Here is a 20,977-nt window from a genome sequence, read left to right as displayed (position 1 = left end):
AGAAATCGACAAAACGTCTGATAAATAAGAGATAGACGATATCCAGTGTATTGACTAGTCACTCATCTCAACTACTATGATTAGGGCGTATCATCGTCTATGAATTATTTTTTCAGTCCTAAACCACTATCAAACCTAACTGCTGTATCGCCCAAAAACCAAGCGCAAATATCGGTGTGGCAGATAGCAGTGAGTCGATACGGTCAAGCACGCCGCCATGCCCCGGTAAAATCGTTCCTGAATCTTTGACATCAGCGCGGCGCTTAAGCATCGACTCAAATAAATCGCCAAGTACCGAGGCTAAAATTGTTATTGCCGACAATGACACAAAGGCAATGAGCGCAGCGCCCGTCAATTGCAACTTAAATACACTGATGGCAATGACCACGAGCAGACCGGTAACCAAACCACCAGCCAGCCCTTCCATACTTTTATTGGGTGAGACGTTCGGTGCCATCTTTCGGCGACCAAGCTTACGCCCCACAAAATAAGCGCCACTATCTGCACACCAGACTAAGAGGAACACATAGAGTAACCACCATGCTGACAGTTGCCATAAATAAAACATCGCCGTAATCGATGCGGTCAATATCACCGCACCCATCAATGCCAGTTTTTTGCCATACCAATTGGTATGAGTCGGGAACACTCGCACCCAAGACAGCGCCATTAGCCATATAGCCAATGAAGCCACCCACCAAAACAGCCATGTCACTTTAAACATGAGTGATACTAGGGTCAACACCAAAACCAATAGCACAAACAGCGCAGGATGACGCCACTTGGGCATCAGCTTAGTCCATTCGTGAGCGGCGATAATAACGCCAATCGCTAACAGCGGTGCAAATAAAATAGGGGTTTGGCTCGCAAACATTGCAATACCAACGATAATAACGAGAACAACTGCCGTCTTAATTCGTTGCCACATACTTATTGAGCCTTATAATAATGAAAAACGCATGGTCAAAACGTGCATTATAGCAGCTAATCTACAATAGCCCACTAATAGCAGTTGACGCTTATTGACGCGGTTTATTATTTCACAAACAAGCAATATTAACTACTTATACGATAGCGGCTTTGTAAGAGCTTTTTCCTTTACAAAATAACAGGCAAATGCTTAACACCATTAACGACTTGCTTGCTCTATCACTATCTGCTCACTGGTTTTGCCAAAACGGCGCTGCCGCTGAGCGAACTCTTTTACCATTGCTGACAGCTCATCGGCTGCAAAATTCGGCCATAATGTCTGGGTAAAGAATAGCTCAGCATAGGCTGACTGCCACAATAAAAAGTTAGAAATTCGGTATTCACCGCCTGTGCGTATCAGCATATCTACTGCTGGTGCATCAGCTAATTGCACATAGTTACCGAGCAATTCTTTGTTAATATCATCAGCACGTAACTGACCAGCCTCTACTTGCTGCGCCAGCTGTTTTGCCGCATGGGCAATATCCCATTGCCCACCATAACTGATAGCGATGACTAGAGTCATGGCTTTAAAGTCTGCTGTTTTTGCTTCAGCGTCCGCCATTAGTGCTTGCAAATCATCACTCAGCTGACTGCGGTCACCAATAAAACGCAGACGAATACGATACTCATTCATGCGTGGTATTTGCTCATGAATGGTCGAGGCTAACAGTTGCATGAGTAGTGCCACCTCACTGGGCGGGCGTTGCCAATTCTCACTAGAAAATGCAAATACCGTTAATACTTCGATACCCGTATTAACGCAATACTCGACGATAGGATCGAGTGCATCTTTGCCAGCCACATGCCCTTGGCCTTTGCCCAAATCATTGGCTTTACCATAACGATTATTGCCATCCATGATGATAGCGATATGGCGTGGAAGAAGATCAGGAGCCAAAACGGCTGAAGTGGACATAGGCGAAAGTGCTTATTGTTAAGGTAAAATAATAATAATAACGGCTGCGATAACGATTAGAAAGCGGCATAACCATAATTCGCAAACTTATCATAAACCCATCTATGGGCGTGATTTAGTTTGCAAGATAGCGCTTATAAAATACAGTTTACAAATCTGAGCAAGCCTATTGCCGTATCCGATTGATATAACATTGGCGCTATTATCGGTACAGTCTACACAATAATAAGCAGCCAATAGTACTGACAGATTGGCTGCTTATTATAAGGATATGATGTAACGGATTTTTTGTCTTACATGATCAAAAAACCAGTGCTTTACACGTCCATCAAGTCAGTTTCTTTTTTGCTCAAACGTTTATCGATAGTTTCGATATACTTGTCAGTGATTTTTTGGATATCGTCACTGGCACGGCGCTCGTCGTCTTCTGAGATCTCTTTTTCTTTGGCCAATTCTTTGATGTCATTCATCATGTCACGGCGAATATTACGGATAGAAACACGGCTACTTTCTGCTTCTCCACGCGCAAGCTTTTGCATGTCGCGGCGTGTCTCTTCTGTCAATGCAGGCATTGGCACACGAATCACATCGGCGGTCACTGGGTTGAGACCCAAATCTGCTTCGCGAATGGCCTTGTCGATTGCTTGTACCATGGTACGGTCAAACGGCTGAACCATGAGCGTACGTGAGTCTTCAACGTTGACACTCGCTACTTGATTCAAAGGTGTAGGCGACCCGTAGTAGCTAACCATCACGCCTGACAACATACCCGGATGTGCGCGCCCTGTACGGACTTTGCTAAAAGTGCTCTCAAGCGCTTCCAAGGTTTTTTGCATGCGCGCTTCGCCGTCTTGCTTAATCTCTTTGATCATTAGATATCCTTATTTATCGCTGTCGATAAATCATTCATTTGTTAGTAAATATACGGGTGTTCACTACTAATTATTAGCGCTGGTAGTTATTAACGACTGGTCTAATTTTAATAACTGGTATTCTCGTATTAATATTTAGAGCGTTCAGAGCGTTTAGAGTATTCAGGCAAATCAGTGATAAACGCGTGTGCCTTCATTTTCGCCCATAATGACATTTAATAACGCATTAGGCTTGGTCATATCAAACACTTGTAGCGGCACGTTGTGCTCACGGCACAAGGCAATGGCAGTTAAATCCATCACGCCAAGCTTTTGCTCTAATACTTCATCAAAAGTTAAACCATCATATTTAACTGCATCGTCATGTAAGCTTGGGTCTTTGTCATAAACGCCATCTACTTTGGTGGCTTTTAGAATTAAGCCCGCTTCAATTTCAATACCACGTAAGCAAGCAGCAGTATCAGTGGTAAAGAAAGGGTTGCCCGTACCAGCAACAAAGATACATACTTCGCCATTTTTGAGATAGCGAATGGCATTACGGCTGCTATAGCTTTCGGTCACTTCACCGATTGGCAAGGCTGACATCAGGCGGGTTTTAATATTGCGGCGCTCAAGCGCATCACGCATCGCCAGACCGTTCATAACGGTTGCTAACATACCCATTTGATCACCAGTCACACGGCCGACTAAGCCTTCTTGTTGCAACTGCGCGCCGCGATATAAGTTACCGCCGCCGACCACGATACCGACTTGAACACCAAGACCACGCAAATGGGCGATAGACAAGCTCATCTTATCGAGCACTTCGCTATCAATTCCCATCTCTTTGCCACCAGCTAAGGCTTCACCAGAGAGTTTCAGCAAGATACGAGAGTAACGCGGGTTTTTGTCAGACATGAGGTCACCTTGTTAGCATTAAATTATAATTAAAATGAGCGGTAAAACACAAATAGAGTTTGCCTTCGAATTTACTCGAAGTGTCATCACCGAGGTACTATATAGGAAGCACCGCAACTGATGACAAACGTGTAAAAAGGCTAAATTGCGCTAATTGTAGCAAAAACTGCCCGCGATTGGGCAATTTTCACTCGTATATTGTAGTGACTAATCAGCTACAGTGACTGCTTAGCCTTTATAATTGGCAAACAAATCATATTCGCTAGCGTCGTCAATCGTAACCGTTAGGAATTGTCCGACTTTAACTTGAGCGGTAATCTCATCAACGTAGACGTGACCATCAATCTCTGGTGCGTCAGCATAGCTACGACAAATAGCAATGCCCTCTTCACTATCAATTTCGTCGACCAATACCATCAAGGTTTTGCCGACTTTCTCTTGTAGCTTTTGCGCTGAGATGTCTTGTTGCAGCGTCATCAAACGCTCATAGCGCTCTTGCTTAATCTCTTCTGGCACATGATTTGGCAGGTCATTAGCCACTGCGCCTTCGACTTCTGAATAGGTAAATGCGCCAACACGATCAAGGCGAGCTTCTACTAACCAATCAAGCAAGCATTGGAAATCTTCTTCTGTCTCGCCAGGGAAGCCAACAACGAAGGTTGAGCGAATGACGATATCAGGGCAAATCTCACGCCATGCATGGATACGCGCCAAGGTGTTTTCGCTATGCGCTGGGCGTTTCATCGCTTTTAGGATGCGATGGCTGGCATGTTGAAACGGAATATCGAGATAAGGCAGTAGCTTTTTCTCGCCCATTAGCTCAACGACTTTATCGACATGCGGATATGGATAGACATAATGCAAGCGCACCCAAATGCCTAAGTCATTTAAGGCTTGGCACAAGTCATAAAACTTCGACTTCAGCGGCATGCCATTCCAAAAACTGGTCTTATATTTCAAATCCAGTCCATAAGCAGAGGTATCTTGCGAAATAATAAGCAATTCTTTCACGCCAGCATTTTTCAGTGCCAGCGCTTCATTCATCACACTGTCAATCGGACGTGAAACCAAGTCTCCACGTAAGCTTGGAATGATGCAGAAAGTACAACGATGGTTGCAACCTTCTGATATTTTTAGATAAGCATAATGGCTTGGCGTCAATTTGATACCCGCTTCATTAATCAAATCTATCTTTGGATCATAACCAGCGTCCTGACTGCGGTCAGGCTTGGGCACATGCAGCGAAACGGCTCTAATGACTTCATCATAAGCATGAGCGCCAGTTACTGCCAATACAGCGGGATGCATTTCACGGATTTTATCTGCTTCTTTACCCAAGCAACCTGTGACGATGACTTTACCGTTTTTGCTAATCGCTTCGCCGATGGCATCAAGCGACTCTTGTACTGCTGACTCAATAAAACCGCAAGTATTCACGACAACTAGATCTGCACCTTCGTAATCACTCGCCACTTGATAACCATCACGGCTAAGCTCAGTGATAATGCGCTCACTATCAACCAAGGCTTTTGGGCAACCTAGTGACACAAATCCAATCTTTGGCGCTGCATTCACTGGTGCATTAATAGTCGCTGCTGTCGCTTTAGCTGACGCCGCTGAAACCACATCGCTGCTTTGCTCAATGCTACGGTTTTGATTGTGATTGGCTTTATGATGGTAAGGTTGGTTAGTGTTTGCTTGACTAACATCTACCTGATTGTCTTGTGCTATATTTGGTTTGGCAGGATTAAAAACGGTGGCAGTGTCTTTTAACATAGAATCTGTTGGCGTAGAAGTTGACGGTGAGGTAGTAACAGTCGTATTAACCGACTCGGTAGAAGTGTTGGGCATGGCTGACCTTGCTAGAGATAAATTGGCTGTGCGCATTGTACGTTTTTTTTGCAAAAATCGCCAGTTTTGCCGCTCTATAGTGTTGATTTATGGTTAAATATTATATCGCGTCTTCTCTTATTCTAGGCAATAGCCATGACAACCGTAAAACCGACACCTGACTTAGCATTTATGTCACAGCATTTGTTCACCGCTATTTTATGGATCAATGATGATTTATCAATCACTTGGCTAAATGCCCAAGCCGAACAACTACTCGCTATTAGTAGTGGACGCTTACTGGGCCAGTCTATATTGACCCTGCTTGCATCCGAAACATCCAAAGCATTGAAATCAGCCGACAGCAATTATGACATTGACAACCATGTAACTGTCGATAAAAGTAGTGGTGAAGATACTCATGAACAAACTTGTTCTTTGAAAGAACGATTTCAGCAAGCAAAGCAGTATCAACAACCCTTTATCGATCATGATCACCTTATCAGCACACCGCTAAATGGTAATTTATCATTCTCAGTTGATTATAGCGTGACCCCTGTCATTTATGAGCAGCAACCTTATTTTATTATTGAGATGTGGGGTAAGGATCGCCAAAGTCGCATATCAGAGGAACAACGCCAGCAGCAACAATATAATGTTGCCCGTCATATGCTGCGCTCGGTCGCTCATGAAATCAAAAATCCGCTTGCTGGTATTCGCGGGGCGGCTCAATTATTACAGCGGCAATTCATCAAATTCAGTGACGCCTCGCCTTTTAATAGTGCCTCTCCTGCTATTCTTGGCACAAACCCTATGGTAAACCCGAATAGCCATCTGCAAAAAACGGCTGAAAAACTGCGCACTTATACTGATATCATCATCTCAGAAACGGACCGTCTAACCCATCTTATTGGGAAATTCCTTGGCTCCAATCAATTACCAAATTGGCAAACGCTAAATATCCATGAGCCACTGGAGCATGTTTTATCTTTGGTCGTCAATCAATATCCGCAAGTGACGCTACAGCGCGATTATGACTTGTCATTGCCTGAGTTATGCGCTGATAAAGATCAGCTGATACAAGTGTTTTTAAATCTGATTAATAATGCCTGTGAATCGATGACTGAGTTTGAGCAAACGCTGCAGCAAAGAGAGTTGTCCGAGCCTACTAAGGTGCAACAACCTGTCACTTCACAAACGAGTAATAAGGACAGCACCAGTTATAAGCCAACACTGCACATTCAAACCCGCATTGCCTTTCAACATACCATTGCTGGGCAACAGCACAAGCAAGTGCTACAAATCAACATTACCGATAACGGTTCAGGCATTGATCCAGCATTGATCGGACAGATATTTTTCCCAATGGTGACCAGCCGTGCCGCAGGGACGGGGCTAGGATTGTCTATCGTGCAAGATATCATCAGTCATCACCATGGTATGATTGACGTGAGCTCCCAACAATCAAAAAACCTTAACGACAGTGTCAAAAATGACTACAACCACCAACACACCAGTTTTACGCTGTACTTGCCTTTCAATCAGCCAGCGCACCATGCTTAAAATAGCCAGTACCCAAGGCTTAGAAACCATGACCTAACCTATGAAACAATCACCCTGAATCACTTGCTTATTAGGCCTGATAAATGACTGCATATAATGACCACGCCACATCTAACAGCGACAATCAAGGCTCTGCCCAAACATCAGACAATCAAGAGTCTAGTAACCGAGAGTCTGATAAACGAGAACCTGATAACCAAGCTACAAAAGTAACGGTCAATAATGCACCTAATACTAACCCTGCAACGTTATGGCTCATCGATGACGATGCAGCCCTGCGTTTGGTGTTGGCAGATACTTTTGAAGACGCAGGATTGACGGTTATCAGCTTTACCCAAGCGCAAGCGGCGTGGACACGCCTCAACGATATTTTGCAACAGCAGGAATCAGCCGCTCAGTTGCCCGATGTGATATTGACTGATATTCGTATGCCCATGATGGACGGGTTGTCTTTTAGTGACTGGGTACATGAGCATTTCCCTAAGCTGCCTATTGTCATTATGACGGCGCATTCTGACCTCACCTCTGCTATTAATAGCTATCAAACAGGTGCTTTTGAATATCTGCCAAAACCTTTTGACTTAGATGATGCAGTCGTCACGATTTATAAAGCCATTAATTATCAGCCCAATATGCTGGCAGCGGCGGCAGCAAACTCTACTCCTGAACCTACTCCGAAGACCGTTACCAAAAATTCATCAAGTACTTTGCCCAATATGCAGGTAAAACCTGATACCAGACCCAAGCTTGCTAGCAAGGCTACTCTGGTCAGCAAAACCAATAAAACATCCAGCCCTAAAATCAAAGTTAAACCTGCCATCAGCGCCAATGACAATCCAAGTGGCATCATTGGACAATCTCAAGCGATGCAGACGGTGTTTCGTGCCATTGGCAGACTGGCACACTCACCCATTACTGTCCTGATTACTGGTGAATCAGGTACGGGTAAAGAATTGGTCGCCAGTGCGTTGCACCAGCATTCACCGCGTCACCAGCAACCTTTTATTGCCCTAAATATGGCCGCCATTCCACATGATTTGATTGAATCTGAATTATTCGGTCACGAAAAAGGGGCGTTTACTGGTGCGACGACGACGCGACAAGGGCGTTTTGAGCAAGCGGATGGTGGGACATTATTTCTAGATGAAATTGGCGATATGCCTTATAGCACCCAAACTCGGCTGCTACGAGTACTGGCCAATGGTGAGTTTTTTCGCGTCGGTGGACAGCAGCCGGTCAAAGTGAATGTACGCATCATTGCCGCTACTCATCAAAACTTAGAAGAACTGGTCAAACAAGGCAAATTCCGTGAAGATCTGTTTTATCGCCTCAATGTAATTCGCTTGCCGTTGCCGCCATTACGGACACGACCTGAAGACATTCCAGCATTAGCCCATTACTTTATGCAGCGGGCTGCTGAACAGATGAACAGTGCAGAGAAACAGCTGCATCCGACAGCGCTACACATCATGCAGGCTTTTGAGTGGCGTGGCAATGTCCGCCAACTTGAGAATGTCTGCCTTTGGTTGACGGTGATGGCCACAGGCGACACCGTGATGGTGGATGATTTGCCACCAGAGCTGCTTGAAAATATCTCGTCTGATTTAGAAGCGTATCAAGAGCAAAGTCAGCCTACACAAGCTATGACTCACAATGAGCAAATACGCCCTCATTCCCACAGTTCAAGTTGGCAACAAGCATTGGCTGCTTGGGCTGAGCAATCTCTACAAACAGGAGAAACCGATATCTTGCAGACGGCAACCCCTGAGTTTGAACGCGTTTTATTGACGGCAGCGCTCAACCATAGTGGTGGCAAAAAGATCGCTGCTGCTAATTTACTCGGTTGGGGGCGCAATACCCTGACACGTAAATTACAGCAATTAGATATTTCTTCAGCAGAAGGGCAAAATAATCGTTATTAAAGGCGCAAACTCATAAACATGAATACCATTCATATCAATAGCTTATAAAAATAAGTGAAAATAAATGATAAATATTTAAAAATAATTGCAAATAGGGGTTGCCAAACGTTTCAAACTCTATATAATAGCCAACCACTGAGACGCACTACCGAATCAGTTAACTGTCTATATTGTGTTTGAGTTTAAACGCTAATAATGATAGAGTAACGGAAAATGGGGCTGTGGCGGAATTGGTAGACGCACCAGATTTAGGTTCTGGCGCCGCAAGGTGTGAGAGTTCGAGTCTCTCCAGCCCCACCATTTTCGGATAGTACATCTTAGACCAAATATCAAAGCCTGCTTTTTAGCAGGTTTTTTTGTGTCTGTATTTTGTCGGAAAACAAACACTCACTTCAAAACTAATTCAGATCTCCTTCGCTTTTCTTTAATACCAGATTAGTATTTTGGAATAAAAACCCACACCCATCTAATAATTACAATAAAACAATATTTATAATTAATTAGTAATACTAACGACTAATTGTTTACATTAGTTAACTTTTTGTTTACATTACCCTTGACAGGCTTAGGTATGAGATATTCTATAAACATCATACTTAAATAAAAGAGTTAAGTTTATTGATAGTCCAAAAGGAAAGATAATGAAAACTATAGTTGCCTTGTTGGCTGCCCTATCATTGGTTGGTTGTGTTTCAGCATCTGAGCATGCTGCCCAAGTCCAAAACAATGGAAACATCTCTGTAGGGGTTGTTCAAAAACAGATTAAAGTTGGAATGAGTGGCGCAGATGTGTTGCAGGCGCTTGGCTCACCAAATATGGTTTCTACTGACGACAAAAGAAGAGAAGTTTGGGTTTACGATAAGGTAGCAACAGATACCGTGCAGTCATCAAGTACAGGCTGGGTATTTGCTGTTTTAGCTGGTGGCCAGACTAGCTCAGGAGCATCGTCTAGATCACAAAGAACGCTGACTATCATAATAAAATTTGATGAGCAAAACTTGGTAAGAGACTTTGCATACCATTCCTCAAAATTCTAAAGGCCAGCTAAATGAAAAAACTGAAATATATATTTGTTGCTTGTGCCTTAGGAATAACAGGCTGTGCAACCACTCCACCAGAAAACTTATTTCAAGTAGCAGAGACCTCATTACAAGATCGACAAATGCAATCGAGATTTTTTGAAACAAGCAACGAGGTAGAGCTTCTTTCGGCTGGGGTAGCTGTGTTACAAGACATGGGATATTCAATAGATGAAACAGAGACAAAATCAGGTGTTGTGACCGCATCTAAAACTGTAGATGCTACTAACAATGCGCAGATAGCGGGTGCTGTATTACTAGCGGTACTTGGTGGCGGAAACATGTCGATTGATAGCCAGCAACAGATAAAAGTTAGTTTCGTAACATTACCGTCTAAAAACAATAAAAATGGTTATTTAGCTAGAGCTACTTTTCAACGCATTGTGACGAATACACAAGGACAGGTAACCAAAGCCGAAACAATGAAAACAGAAGAGCTATATGCTGAATTCTTTAACAAACTATCTAAATCAGTATTCTTAGAGGCTCAAAAAATATGAATACATTAAAAATAGCTTTATTCGCAGCTTGTCTAACTTTGATTACTGGTTGCGCTACAACTCATGATGCCAGAATTTTAGGCGCTGACAATCAAGTAGAATTACGTAGTATGCAAACTAGATCTTTTGATACTAGTGATAAAACTGTAGTTGTTAGAAATGTCATATCAACGTTACAGGATTTGAGCTTTGTAATTGATAAGGCTGATACCGACCTTGGTACTGTTTCAGCGACGAGATTGTATAATGGCAACAAGGTTAGAATGACTGTAACCGCGAGACCGTCTTCTTCTAGCAAGTCTGTAATCGTTAGAGCTAACGCTCAGTACAACCTAAAGCCAATTGAGAATCCTAAAATATATCAAGATTTCTTCTCATCTTTATCGAAGTCGCTTTTCTTATCAGATAATGCTGTAGAGTAAAACATAATATCCTAACCATTAAAAATAAAAAAAACTCACTAAATAGTGGGTTTTTTATTTAACTCCTTCCACATAAAACTGTACTCTTAGTAAATTCGTAATTGCTCTAAACTCTTCAACACCTCTTCCATACTCTGATACCTTCTCTCCACCCGCTTTGCCAATGCTTTATTAATGATACCTTGATAGTGACTATATTCTAACGGTAAGGTTGGAATAGGCTGTTGGCAATGCTGAATCGCCCATGCTTTTAATTTGTCATTACTGTTAGCACATATCTGAAACGGTCGCTTGCCTGTTAGTATTTCAACCATCATAATACCAAACGCATAGATATCACTTTGCACTGTCGCACTCTGACTCTTACTTTGCCAGCGTTCAGGGGCAAGATACGCTGGTGTACCAGCAAGACTAGTCTCTATTGATTTACTAATTGGCTTAGCTAAGGCAAAATCGTTTAACAATAAATCAGCCTTGATACAGCTATCATCCGCATGATTTGGCAAAAAATCATCTAGCAAAATATTACTGGGCTTAATATCATTATGTAGCCAACCAGCGCTATGTAGAGTAGCGATAAGGTGCGCAGATTGCACCATAAAATGATGCTTTCGTTGAGAATTTAATAACGAATGATTTCGAATATTAAGCTGAGTTGCTAAGCTACCACTGAGATAATATGGCATGGTAAGTATCGTCAGCTGCGAAAACGGATCTAATACCTGTACCCTTAAAGTTTCATAAGCGAGCATTGGCGGAGCAATAGCAAAAAGACTGTCTTGAAATCTCTTTTGATTGGCTGATAAATTATTGATAGATTTTAGAATACCGATTTCATGGGTTAAGCCCGCCAAATTTTGATTGCTAGCAGCCGTTAACTGCCATTTAATCATCACTCGACCAAACTGTAGATGCTGGGCACGCGTCAAGCCTTGGTAGTCATTCTCGTTATTATTGTTACTTTGCTGGCTGAGTCGTTGATGCGAAATATCGTTATAATTCAGGCTTGAGAATAACGCAGTCAATGTTGGCAACATTTGCTGCGCTTGCATTTGTAATGCTTGTTTTGCACACGCTTTTGCATTAGAGGAATTACTGGCACTATTTTTCATGGTAAAGTGATACCTCTATATAGCTAGTATGCCGAACGTCATTTTAATTTTTATGAGCGACTGAGTATTATGCCCCAATCCACTAAGCCTGTTACGAATTACGCCCTACCCGACCATTTATTGGATTTACTCGGACAGTATCTACAAGAGCAGGTCACGCCCACTATCGAAATTGATCCTGCACAGCTGGCCTATCGCTGGGTCGGTGGTCATAATGGACATTTAGAGCCATTGGCAGTTAACTTATTTTTAAGTTTAGATGATTTGCATGGTATCGATACGCAAAAGGCAAAACTGGTACAAAACACACGGCAATTTCTAAAGGGCCATCCTGCCAATCATGTCTTAATGACAGGGACACGTGGTGCTGGTAAATCATCACTGATTAGGGCATTGCTACAAGCCTATCATAGTGAAGGATTACGCATTATTGAAATTGCCCGTGATGACTTGCGAGTGCTTGATAAGATACGTGCCGCCATTAATGCGTTGCCAGCGGATTGTGGCTGTCATTATGTGGTGTACTGTGATGACTTAGCGTTTAACGGTCAAGATGAAAGTTATCGGACATTAAAAAGCGTATTGGACGGCTCGCTAGACTCAGAGCAAGACAAGCTACTGGTCTATGCGACCAGTAATCGCCGTCATCTATTGCCTCAGCTAATGAAAGACAATGTCAATATTTATAATGGTCAAACCGATGAGGTCAATCCTTATGAAGCCATTGATGAGACGGTATCGCTGTCTGATCGCTTTGGGCTTTGGTTGTCCTTTCATCCAATGGATCAAAATACCTATTTACACATCGTGCGCCATTATTTATCACTTTCGCCAAACCGCCATCTAGATAATGCGAATGACGTTAAAGAAAGTAATAATGAAGAAAAAAATAAGACGTTACCTGATAACATCAGAGCAGCAGCGCTACGTTGGGCATCAGAGCGCGGTGGACGTTCAGGACGAGTGGCGTATCAGTTTAGCCGCCACTGGATAGGACAGACACGATTAACAGCTGAAGACAGTCCATCGTAAAGCTTCATTAAAAGTTATTTTTATGATGACGCTCAGTACTTAACGACCGCGTGCAGAACCCAAATATTGTACGCGGTTATTTTCTTTAATACCTGCCACATCAACCGCACCATCGACCATGTATTGGTCAAAATCTGCGGCTAGCCATAGATTACCTTTGTAAACGCTCTCAGCATCTAGACGAATGTATGCCATATTTGGCGTTTTGCTATTAGGATTCTCAAAACCCTGATAACGCGCGCTAAAATGGGTCAATATTAGATTGTTTACACCACTGTTTTCTACAAAATCCGCCACCAATTGCGCACTACTATGCATTGGATCAAACTCTGGATTTTTGGCTTGAATCTTAGTCAATACCTCATGCGTATATGTCGCTTCATGCACCAATAAATCCGTATCAACCAACGCCGCAGTGAGACACGCTGGCGTATCGTTATCACCAGCCACCACTACTCGCGTTCGTGATAGTTCATCATTGACATAATCACCTGCACATAATTGCTGACCCTCTTCAGTGATGACATCGTGACCTTGCTGCAATTTACCCCATAGTGCGCTTGCAGGAATACCTTGCGCCAGCAGTTTGTCCGTATCAAGCGTGCGATGATGGATAGTCTGCGTGATACCAAATGCATGAGAAGCAACCCGATGTGCTAGCAACGTGATATCAATATCAAGCTGATGCTGGTCGCTTAATCGGATATTCACCTTGCTTGTATCACGTTGCTCAGATAGCACCTCTTCAATCGCTATAAAATTAAGAGTAAAGGGTAAATACAATTCCGTGGTTAAGGTAATGGCTTCGAGCAATGTCGCGATTGCTTTTGGGGCAATGAGGGTCAGCGGATCACGGCGTTCTGACATGGCGGCACTCGCCAATAACCCTGGTAACCCGTAGCAATGATCGCCATGCACATGGGTGATACAGATAGCGGCTAGTTGATGCAAAGAGAGCTTGGTATGCAATAGCTGCTGCTGTGTGCCTTCACCGCAATCTATCAGTAGCCATGGACGCGATTTTTTATTTTGATTGGCATTCTGTTGACGAATGCCTTGCTGTAACCCAGATAAATAAGGATTCAGACATTCAATCGCCAGTGCGGTCACATTGCGCTGTTTGGTTGGCACACCGGCAGAGGTACCCAAAAAAGTCAGCTTCAACATAGATTACCTCTCTTACACATGATACTTATCTGCTATGACAATTGGCACATCATGGTTTTTTGCGCTGCAACCATCTGCCCACCATTGGCCGTACATTCACTGACCATATTTGACTCATAAGATTTCCAGCCGCCATAAAAGCTGGCAATACACAATATAACCACGAGCAATTTTTGTGACCATGCTTTAATGGAGACCTGCTGATGGTTCACATTGTCAGCAGTCGTATCAAGCGCAGGCTTAGCAGCAATGCCAGTATCGACATCAGTATGCTTGTTATTCAATTTATTTAAGTCTGTCATTTCTTATCCTAAAAAAGGTTTTGTTTATGAATAAACAAAACCCTTCATTTTAATATTAAATCAGTCATTTATTAACGATTAAATGCGACGCTTTTAGAACTGCAAACGACCACCCTTTTCTTCTGCACGCTTAAAGGCATCACGCTCTTCACAGCGTTTTAGCCAAATTAAGATATTGGCATATTTACTGCTATCTAATCCTGTACCAGCATTAGCACCTACAACCGCAAGATGCATTTGGATATCAGCGGCACTAAATTCAGCCCCAGCAAACCAATGATTGTCTTGCAAATGCTGCTCTATCATCGCCAATATAGCATCTAGACTTTTGCTTATCATATTTTTTTCGACTTGATTGCGAATGCTTTTGCTCACAGGCTTGATCAGCATGGGCGACTGCCCAACCACTTTGTTAAATACCAAACGCATGACCAATGGCGGCATCACTGATGCTTCAGCGAAATGTAACCAAAACGTGTAAGCCTCCCACGCCGCTTCATTATCATCCGCAGGCTTGAACTGTTTCTCTCTATCATAATGCTTCAACAAGTATTCGATAATAAAACCTGATTCGATGAGCACACGGTCATTTACTTCTAACATGGGTGCATGACCGAGCGGATGTATTTTTTTTAAACTGTCAGGCGCACGGTATGCTTTATTGCGCTCATAGCAAGTCAATTGATAATCGACGCCAAGCTCTTCTAACAGCCAAATAATACGAAATGAGCGCGAATTTGCTAAATGATGAAGGTGTAACATAAACCATCCTAGTTATAATGTGAATAAGTTATCGTATGAATAAGTCGTAATATGTATAGTTGGTGCCACGCATTCCATTAATAAACGTTGTTAAGCGTGGCAGCAATGCTATCGATAATAGCGTAATTAATGCCTCTTTAACACAGAAACTGTGTAGAGTAATGACGAAAAATACTGCCCGCTAAGTCAAGTCTAGATCGACTTGCTGGCAGGCGCTACTTTGAATGCAGCTCTTCAATTTTGCGTGTCATCTTATGTATTTTTTGCTGATACTTTCTAATTTTGCGGAAACGATGCGCGGTTAATACACCTTTAATACGGCGGTTTTTCAGACGGCGACGTGGCGGGAAGCTACCCACTTGTGGCTCATTATAACCATGCAAACGGTCATCACGCTTACGCGCCAAGTAACCAAGCGCACTATCCACAATCATCATCAACAGCGCGACAAAAATCATGCCGTACATAAATAAAGAGCCGCCCTCATCGATACTTTGATGCAAAATCGTGATGGAAAATATAAATAAAAATATCGGCTCAAGGTAGCATAAGGTGCCAAATAATGAGACGGGCAGCTTTTGACTGGCAACCATGGTCAACGACATCGCAGCCGTACTGATAATGCCTAATAGTGGCAACAGATACCAAAACTTATCGGTAGATATCGCCAGCGCAAACCCGCCATTGAGATATAAAGCAATCAACACCACCGGCGTCAATAAAACAAGGTCAGAGATAAGCCCTGTGATCGGCGGCACTGCCAATTTACGACGCAGTAGATAATAAGGCGGATAACCCAAGCAAACAAATAAAGTCGCCCAAGAAATACTGCCGTACTGAAAGACATCATAGGCAATACCTGCGCCTGCGCAAATGGTGGCAATCCATTGTAACAAGCTCATGTCTTCGTTATAAAAAAACCGACCAACCATAATCATAATCATTGGATATAAAAAGTAACCCAATGTCACCTCAAGCCCTAAATCATTGACAGGTGCCCACATAAATATCCAGATTTGCGCGCCCAATATTGGTGTGGGTATGATAAATAAAAACCATTCTTTTGGCGTCTTTAGGGTTTTTAAATAATCAAAAATATGCTGCCACTGCTTCAGCACACTAATCAGCAGCACCAGACTCAATAGCATCATCAATACGCGCCAAGAAGCGACTTGCGTGCCTGACAACGGCTGCATCAATAGACCAAATAAGAATAGCAATGAATATAAAAAATTTGCTGCCACTGCAGCGATGGTACCCTGCGACGTTTGATTCGTGGTGAGCATAACGACAACCTTGAAAAATGAGCGCACGTCCTTGGCAATTTTAGAAAAAAAACAAAAGCCTCCGACGCGGACGTCGAAGGCTTTTTGATCTATAAACTCTGTTATCTACAACATTATCATATAAGATTGAGATAAATACTTGGAATATATCGTGTTTATCTTATGGTCAGTATTATGTCAAAGTCAGAATAGATAAGCAATACACCTGCTTCACTAAAGCGTGCGCCTATTCATTCAGTATCTTACTTTGCACTCAACTGCTCGATTTTTTGCTGTATTCTATCCATCTTTTTTTGATAGCGCCGAATCTTGCGAAAACGATGCGCGGTTAAAACCCCATCAATACGCTGATCTATGAAACGACGACGCGGCGGAAACCCGCCCACTTGTGGCTCTCGATAGCCATGCAAATGATTGTCACGGCGGCGCTTAAGATAACCTTTTATACTATCAGCAATCATCACCAGTAACGCCAAACTTACCATACCATACATGAACAAAGAGCCGCCCTCATCGAGGCTTTGACTTAGAACAGTGATGGATAAAACAAACAGCAGCATAGGTTCGACATAGCTTAGCGCCCCAAATAATGACACGGGTAATTTGCTACTGGCAATCATGGTTAAGGACATCGCCAGCGCACTAAAAGCTCCTAGCAGTGGTAATAAATACCAGAACTTGATGTCCTGTGCTGCCGTACTAAAGCCGCCGCTAAAATACAACATAATGAGCACTACTGGCGTTAACAGAGCCAAATCAGACAACAGCCCTGTAATAGGCGGCACAGCCAGTTTACGACGCAGCAGATAATAGGGTGGATAGCCCAAGCACACAAACAACGTTACCCAAGATACTGAGCCATATTGAAAGATATCATAGCCAATACCTAAGGCTGCACATAGCGCGGCCACCCACTGCAACGCACTCATATGCTCGTGATAAAAGAAACGACCCAACACTATCATCACCAGCGGTAACAAAAAATAGCCCAAGGTGACATCCAGACCAAAGCCATTGACTGGTGCCCACATAAATAGCCAAATTTGACCACCCAAAATCGGTGTGGGCAAAATAAATATCAGCCACTCTTTCGGAGTTTCTAAGGTTTTCAAATAATCAAAAACATGTTGCCATTGCTTGGTAAAACTGACCAACAATAGCAAACTTAGCAGCATCATGAGCACGCGCCATGAGGCTACCTGCGTACCTGTCAAAGGCAGCATAAATAGCCCAAACACGAACATCATCGAAAATAAAAAGCTCGATGATATCGAAGCAAGGGTTCCTTGAAAAGTTTGATTGGTCGAGAGCATAACAACAGCCTTAAAAATAGAACTTTATGGGCATTATTTATAAAAAATTAGAGCAGCGGAAACTTAAAGGCAGACTCTAACAATAGATGACGTGCAGAAAAAAATAAAAGCCTCCGACGATAACGTCAGAGGCTTTTTATAGAACAATCATATAAGACTAGATCAAAAAGCTAACTACTGAGACATTTATTCGTCGTCTGCGTTTTCACCGTCTGTACTATCAACATCTAATTCATTGTCAGTAGCAATATCCATAACGTCATTCGTTGCTGTGTTGCCAGTCGCCGCATCAATATCTATCTGCTCTTGACCTGCCACATCAAATGTACCGTCTTCTCTCATGGCATCAACCAGCTCATCGTCACCTTCTTCATGCTCAACACGCGCCATAGCGACCAGCTTCTCGTCTTTTGATAAACGAATCAGCGTCACACCTTGCGTATTACGACCAGAGCTAGCGACATGCTCAACGGGCGTACGAACCAACGTACCTTTGTCAGAGATTAAAATAATATCGTCTGTAGAGTCAACCTTGGTGGCTCTTACTAGCGCACCATTACGCTCACTGGTTTTGATAGCAATTACACCGCCGCCGCCACGATTTTGGGTATTGAACTCATCGATAAAGGTACGTTTACCAAAGCCGTTTTCACAAGCAATAAGGATTTCGCGGACATCATCTTCGATCACAACCAATGATTTTATCGACTCATTAGCCGCCAAACGCATACCACGGACACCTTTAGCCGTACGACCCATCACACGCGCATCATTTTCATCAAAACGAATGGCTTTACCACTGGATGCAAACAACATCACTTCTTGGCTACCATTAGTGATACGAGCACTGACCAGCTTATCGCCCTCTTCTAGTCCAACCGCAATCAAGCCGTTCGAGCGAATATTGGCAAACTGCTTAAGCTCTACCCGCTTCACCGTACCATTGGCAGTTGCAAAGAACACAAAAGGTGGCTCTGCTTGCGTGATAGCGTCTAATGAATCATCATCCCCATCTATTAGAGCATCTGTTAACGCGTCACCTTTTACCGATAATTCTTCCACTATTTTTGGAATTGGCAGTATCGTAGTGACGGTTTCATCAGGATTTAAGCCAATTAAATTCACCAATGGACGACCACGAGCACCGCGACTGGCAATCGGCACTTCAAAACCACGTAAGCTAAAGACACGACCGCTATCCGTGAAACACAATACGGTAGCATGCGTTGAGGTCACCACCAAATGATCAATCACATCATCTTCTTTCATTGCGGTTGCAGACTTGCCTTTACCGCCACGTTTTTGTGCGACATAATCATCAATCGGCTGAGTTTTTGCATAACCTGTACGCGAGACCGTCATGACAACCGTCTGTTCAGGAATCAAATCTTCACGGTTAAAGTCAGTACGTGAGTCAATAATATCGGTACGGCGCTCATCACCAAAGTTATCACGAATCTCAATCATCTCATTGGAGATAATGGTCATTAGCTTATCAAAATCACCAAGAATAGACTCTAAATGAGCGATTTCACGTAGCAAATCTTGGTATTCTTCGGTTAATTTGTCTTGCTCAAGACCCGTTAGACGATGCAACTGCATATCTAAAATCGCGTTGACCTGCTCAAGTGATAAGCGATAACGTTCTTCGCCCTCAATCAAGCCAAATGGTGCTTTAGGATCTTCGCCTTCGATATAGTCAGGACGCACAGATTGGCTACCAGCAGCGGTCAGCATCGCCACCACGCTACCTGAACCCCACGTATTATTCAATAAGCTTTCACGTGCCAAACCGCGGTTTGCAGACGCTTTAATCGTTGCAATAATCTCGTCGATATTGGCTAACGCAACAGTCAAACCTTCGAGCAAATGACCACGTACACGCGCTTTGTTTAACTCATAAATCGTACGGCGTGTCACCACTTCTTGGCGATGACGTACAAAGGCGGCAATCAGCTGACGCAAAGTTAGTAGCTTAGGCTGACCATTATCGAGCGCCACCATATTGATACTAAAGCTTGATTCGAGCGGCGTTTGCAAGAACAAGTTATTAACGATAACTTCAGCTGTCTCACCACGACGCAAATCAATGGCGATACGCATACCATCTTTGTCAGATTCATCACGAATCTCGCTAATACCTTCAATCTTTTTATCACGTACGAGTTCTGCGATACGCTCAATCATTTTGGCTTTATTAGATTGATAAGGTACTTCGGTAAAGACAATACGCTCACGATCGCGGTTGACACCCGTATCACTCATGGCTTCAATATGATAGCGACCACGTATGTGCAAACGACCTTTACCCGTGCGATAAGCATCTAAAATACCAGCGCGACCATAAATGATACCGCCTGTAGGAAAGTCAGGACCTGAGATGTGTGACATCAACTCTTCAGCTGATACTTGTGGGTTTTCGGCATAAGCCAAACAAGCATTAATCACTTCTGTCAGGTTGTGCGGCGCCATATTAGTCGCCATACCAACAGCAATACCAGTCGCCCCATTAATGAGTAAGTTTGGAACACGCGCTGGCATGACGCTAGGCATACGCTCAGAACCATCGTAGTTGTCTTCCCAATCAACCGTGTCTTTGTCTAAATCAGCAAGCATCTGATGCGTCAGCTTGGTCATACGTACTTCGGTATAACGCATCGCTGCCGGAGGATCATCATCGATCGAACCAAAGTTACCTTGACCGTCAACCATCGGATAACGCAAACTAAAATCTTGCGCCATCCGCACAATGGCATCATAGACCGCACTATCGCCATGTGGGTGATATTTACCAATGACATCGCCGACGACACGTGCAGACTTCTTATATGGCTTATTATAGTCGTTAGATAGCACGTGCATGGCGTACATCACACGGCGGTGTACAGGTTTGAACCCATCACGCACATCAGGCAGCGCACGCGAGACAATCACGCTCATCGCATAATCCAGATAGGATTGCTTTAGTTCCTCTACGATGCCAATAGGACTGACCGATTCGCTCATATACACTCCTTCACTCACATTGTT

Annotated in this window: 18 protein-coding genes and 1 tRNA gene; 7 read left to right on the top strand and 12 right to left on the bottom strand. The window is 43.3% G+C overall.

The genetic code is table 11. The annotated features are described in order from the left end of the window. Nucleotides 1-118: 118 nt before the first annotated feature. From G7Y90_RS08405 to rimO, 5 genes are all read right to left on the bottom strand, one after another. Nucleotides 119-928: a phosphatidate cytidylyltransferase gene (locus tag G7Y90_RS08405; RefSeq protein ID WP_201559876.1), complete on the bottom strand. Its 810-nt coding sequence runs from the start codon at nucleotides 926-928 to the stop codon at nucleotides 119-121. A gap of 201 nt (nucleotides 929-1,129) precedes the next feature. Beyond that, nucleotides 1,130-1,888 carry a polyprenyl diphosphate synthase gene (gene uppS / locus G7Y90_RS08400; protein ID WP_250163896.1) on the bottom strand — a complete coding sequence of 253 codons (759 nt, stop codon included), beginning with the start codon at nucleotides 1,886-1,888 and terminating at the stop codon, nucleotides 1,130-1,132. A gap of 317 nt (nucleotides 1,889-2,205) precedes the next feature. Continuing rightward, entirely contained in the window at nucleotides 2,206-2,760 is a 555-nt protein-coding gene (gene frr, locus G7Y90_RS08395; RefSeq protein ID WP_045451790.1) for a ribosome recycling factor, read from the bottom strand. 171 nt (nucleotides 2,761-2,931) lie between these two features. Further along, complete coding sequence (gene pyrH / locus G7Y90_RS08390) at nucleotides 2,932-3,657, bottom strand: UMP kinase (RefSeq protein WP_045444979.1); 726 nt, start codon at nucleotides 3,655-3,657, stop codon at nucleotides 2,932-2,934. 228 nt (nucleotides 3,658-3,885) lie between these two features. Beyond that, a complete protein-coding gene (gene rimO / locus G7Y90_RS08385; RefSeq protein WP_250163895.1) occupies nucleotides 3,886-5,508 on the bottom strand; it encodes a 30S ribosomal protein S12 methylthiotransferase RimO in 1,623 nt (540 codons plus the stop codon). A gap of 135 nt (nucleotides 5,509-5,643) precedes the next feature. Here rimO and G7Y90_RS08380 point away from each other — a divergent pair, with 135 nt between their 5' ends. The 6 genes from G7Y90_RS08380 to G7Y90_RS08355 all read left to right on the top strand — a co-directional run bounded on the left by G7Y90_RS08380 (nucleotide 5,644) and on the right by G7Y90_RS08355 (nucleotide 10,973). Then, nucleotides 5,644-7,050 carry a two-component system sensor histidine kinase NtrB gene (locus tag G7Y90_RS08380; RefSeq protein WP_250163894.1) on the top strand — a complete coding sequence of 469 codons (1,407 nt, stop codon included), beginning with the start codon at nucleotides 5,644-5,646 and terminating at the stop codon, nucleotides 7,048-7,050. Nucleotides 7,051-7,133: 83 nt separating this feature from the next. Continuing rightward, nucleotides 7,134-8,972 carry a sigma 54-interacting transcriptional regulator gene (locus G7Y90_RS08375; protein WP_250163893.1) on the top strand — a complete coding sequence of 613 codons (1,839 nt, stop codon included), beginning with the start codon at nucleotides 7,134-7,136 and terminating at the stop codon, nucleotides 8,970-8,972. Between the two features lie 215 nt (nucleotides 8,973-9,187). After that, nucleotides 9,188-9,272 (top strand) — tRNA-Leu (locus G7Y90_RS08370). Between the two features lie 341 nt (nucleotides 9,273-9,613). Next, on the top strand, nucleotides 9,614-10,009 hold the full coding sequence (locus tag G7Y90_RS08365) for an outer membrane protein assembly factor BamE (RefSeq protein WP_201539591.1): 396 nt from the start codon (nucleotides 9,614-9,616) through the stop codon (nucleotides 10,007-10,009). An 11-nt stretch (nucleotides 10,010-10,020) separates the two neighbouring features. Next, nucleotides 10,021-10,551: a hypothetical protein gene (locus G7Y90_RS08360; RefSeq protein WP_060490679.1), complete on the top strand. Its 531-nt coding sequence runs from the start codon at nucleotides 10,021-10,023 to the stop codon at nucleotides 10,549-10,551. Beyond that, nucleotides 10,548-10,973 carry a hypothetical protein gene (locus G7Y90_RS08355; protein ID WP_060490678.1) on the top strand — a complete coding sequence of 142 codons (426 nt, stop codon included), beginning with the start codon at nucleotides 10,548-10,550 and terminating at the stop codon, nucleotides 10,971-10,973. The genes G7Y90_RS08360 and G7Y90_RS08355 overlap by 4 nt, the downstream gene beginning before the upstream one ends. Before the next feature lie 86 nt (nucleotides 10,974-11,059). On the opposite strand, the gene G7Y90_RS08350 is transcribed toward G7Y90_RS08355, so the two are convergent. Next, entirely contained in the window at nucleotides 11,060-12,085 is a 1,026-nt protein-coding gene (locus G7Y90_RS08350) for a protein kinase domain-containing protein (protein ID WP_250163892.1), read from the bottom strand. Between the two features lie 69 nt (nucleotides 12,086-12,154). Between G7Y90_RS08350 and G7Y90_RS08345 the strand changes: the two genes are divergently transcribed. After that, a complete protein-coding gene (locus G7Y90_RS08345) occupies nucleotides 12,155-13,117 on the top strand; it encodes an ATP-binding protein (protein ID WP_250163891.1) in 963 nt (320 codons plus the stop codon). A gap of 39 nt (nucleotides 13,118-13,156) precedes the next feature. On the opposite strand, the gene G7Y90_RS08340 is transcribed toward G7Y90_RS08345, so the two are convergent. From G7Y90_RS08340 to gyrA, 6 genes are all read right to left on the bottom strand, one after another. Further along, nucleotides 13,157-14,266, bottom strand: a complete 1,110-nt coding sequence (locus G7Y90_RS08340; RefSeq protein ID WP_349773407.1) for a ribonuclease Z — start codon at nucleotides 14,264-14,266, stop codon at nucleotides 13,157-13,159. A 50-nt stretch (nucleotides 14,267-14,316) separates the two neighbouring features. Next, nucleotides 14,317-14,586 carry a hypothetical protein gene (locus tag G7Y90_RS08335; protein WP_201539587.1) on the bottom strand — a complete coding sequence of 90 codons (270 nt, stop codon included), beginning with the start codon at nucleotides 14,584-14,586 and terminating at the stop codon, nucleotides 14,317-14,319. Between the two features lie 93 nt (nucleotides 14,587-14,679). Next, entirely contained in the window at nucleotides 14,680-15,348 is a 669-nt protein-coding gene (locus tag G7Y90_RS08330) for a glutathione S-transferase (protein WP_201539586.1), read from the bottom strand. Nucleotides 15,349-15,563: 215 nt separating this feature from the next. Further along, on the bottom strand, nucleotides 15,564-16,634 hold the full coding sequence (gene rarD / locus G7Y90_RS08325; protein WP_055124458.1) for an EamA family transporter RarD: 1,071 nt from the start codon (nucleotides 16,632-16,634) through the stop codon (nucleotides 15,564-15,566). A gap of 242 nt (nucleotides 16,635-16,876) precedes the next feature. Further along, entirely contained in the window at nucleotides 16,877-17,947 is a 1,071-nt protein-coding gene (gene rarD / locus G7Y90_RS08320) for an EamA family transporter RarD (RefSeq protein WP_201559884.1), read from the bottom strand. Nucleotides 17,948-18,133: 186 nt separating this feature from the next. Further along, complete coding sequence (gyrA, locus tag G7Y90_RS08315) at nucleotides 18,134-20,953, bottom strand: DNA gyrase subunit A (RefSeq protein ID WP_201559885.1); 2,820 nt, start codon at nucleotides 20,951-20,953, stop codon at nucleotides 18,134-18,136. Nucleotides 20,954-20,977 lie beyond the last annotated feature (24 nt).

The sequence above is a fragment of the Psychrobacter sp. WY6 genome, assembly GCF_018448495.1.
Classification (GTDB): domain Bacteria; phylum Pseudomonadota; class Gammaproteobacteria; order Pseudomonadales; family Moraxellaceae; genus Psychrobacter.
The sequence above is the reverse complement of the archived record's forward strand: the minus strand, read 5'-3'. Positions and strand labels throughout refer to the sequence as shown.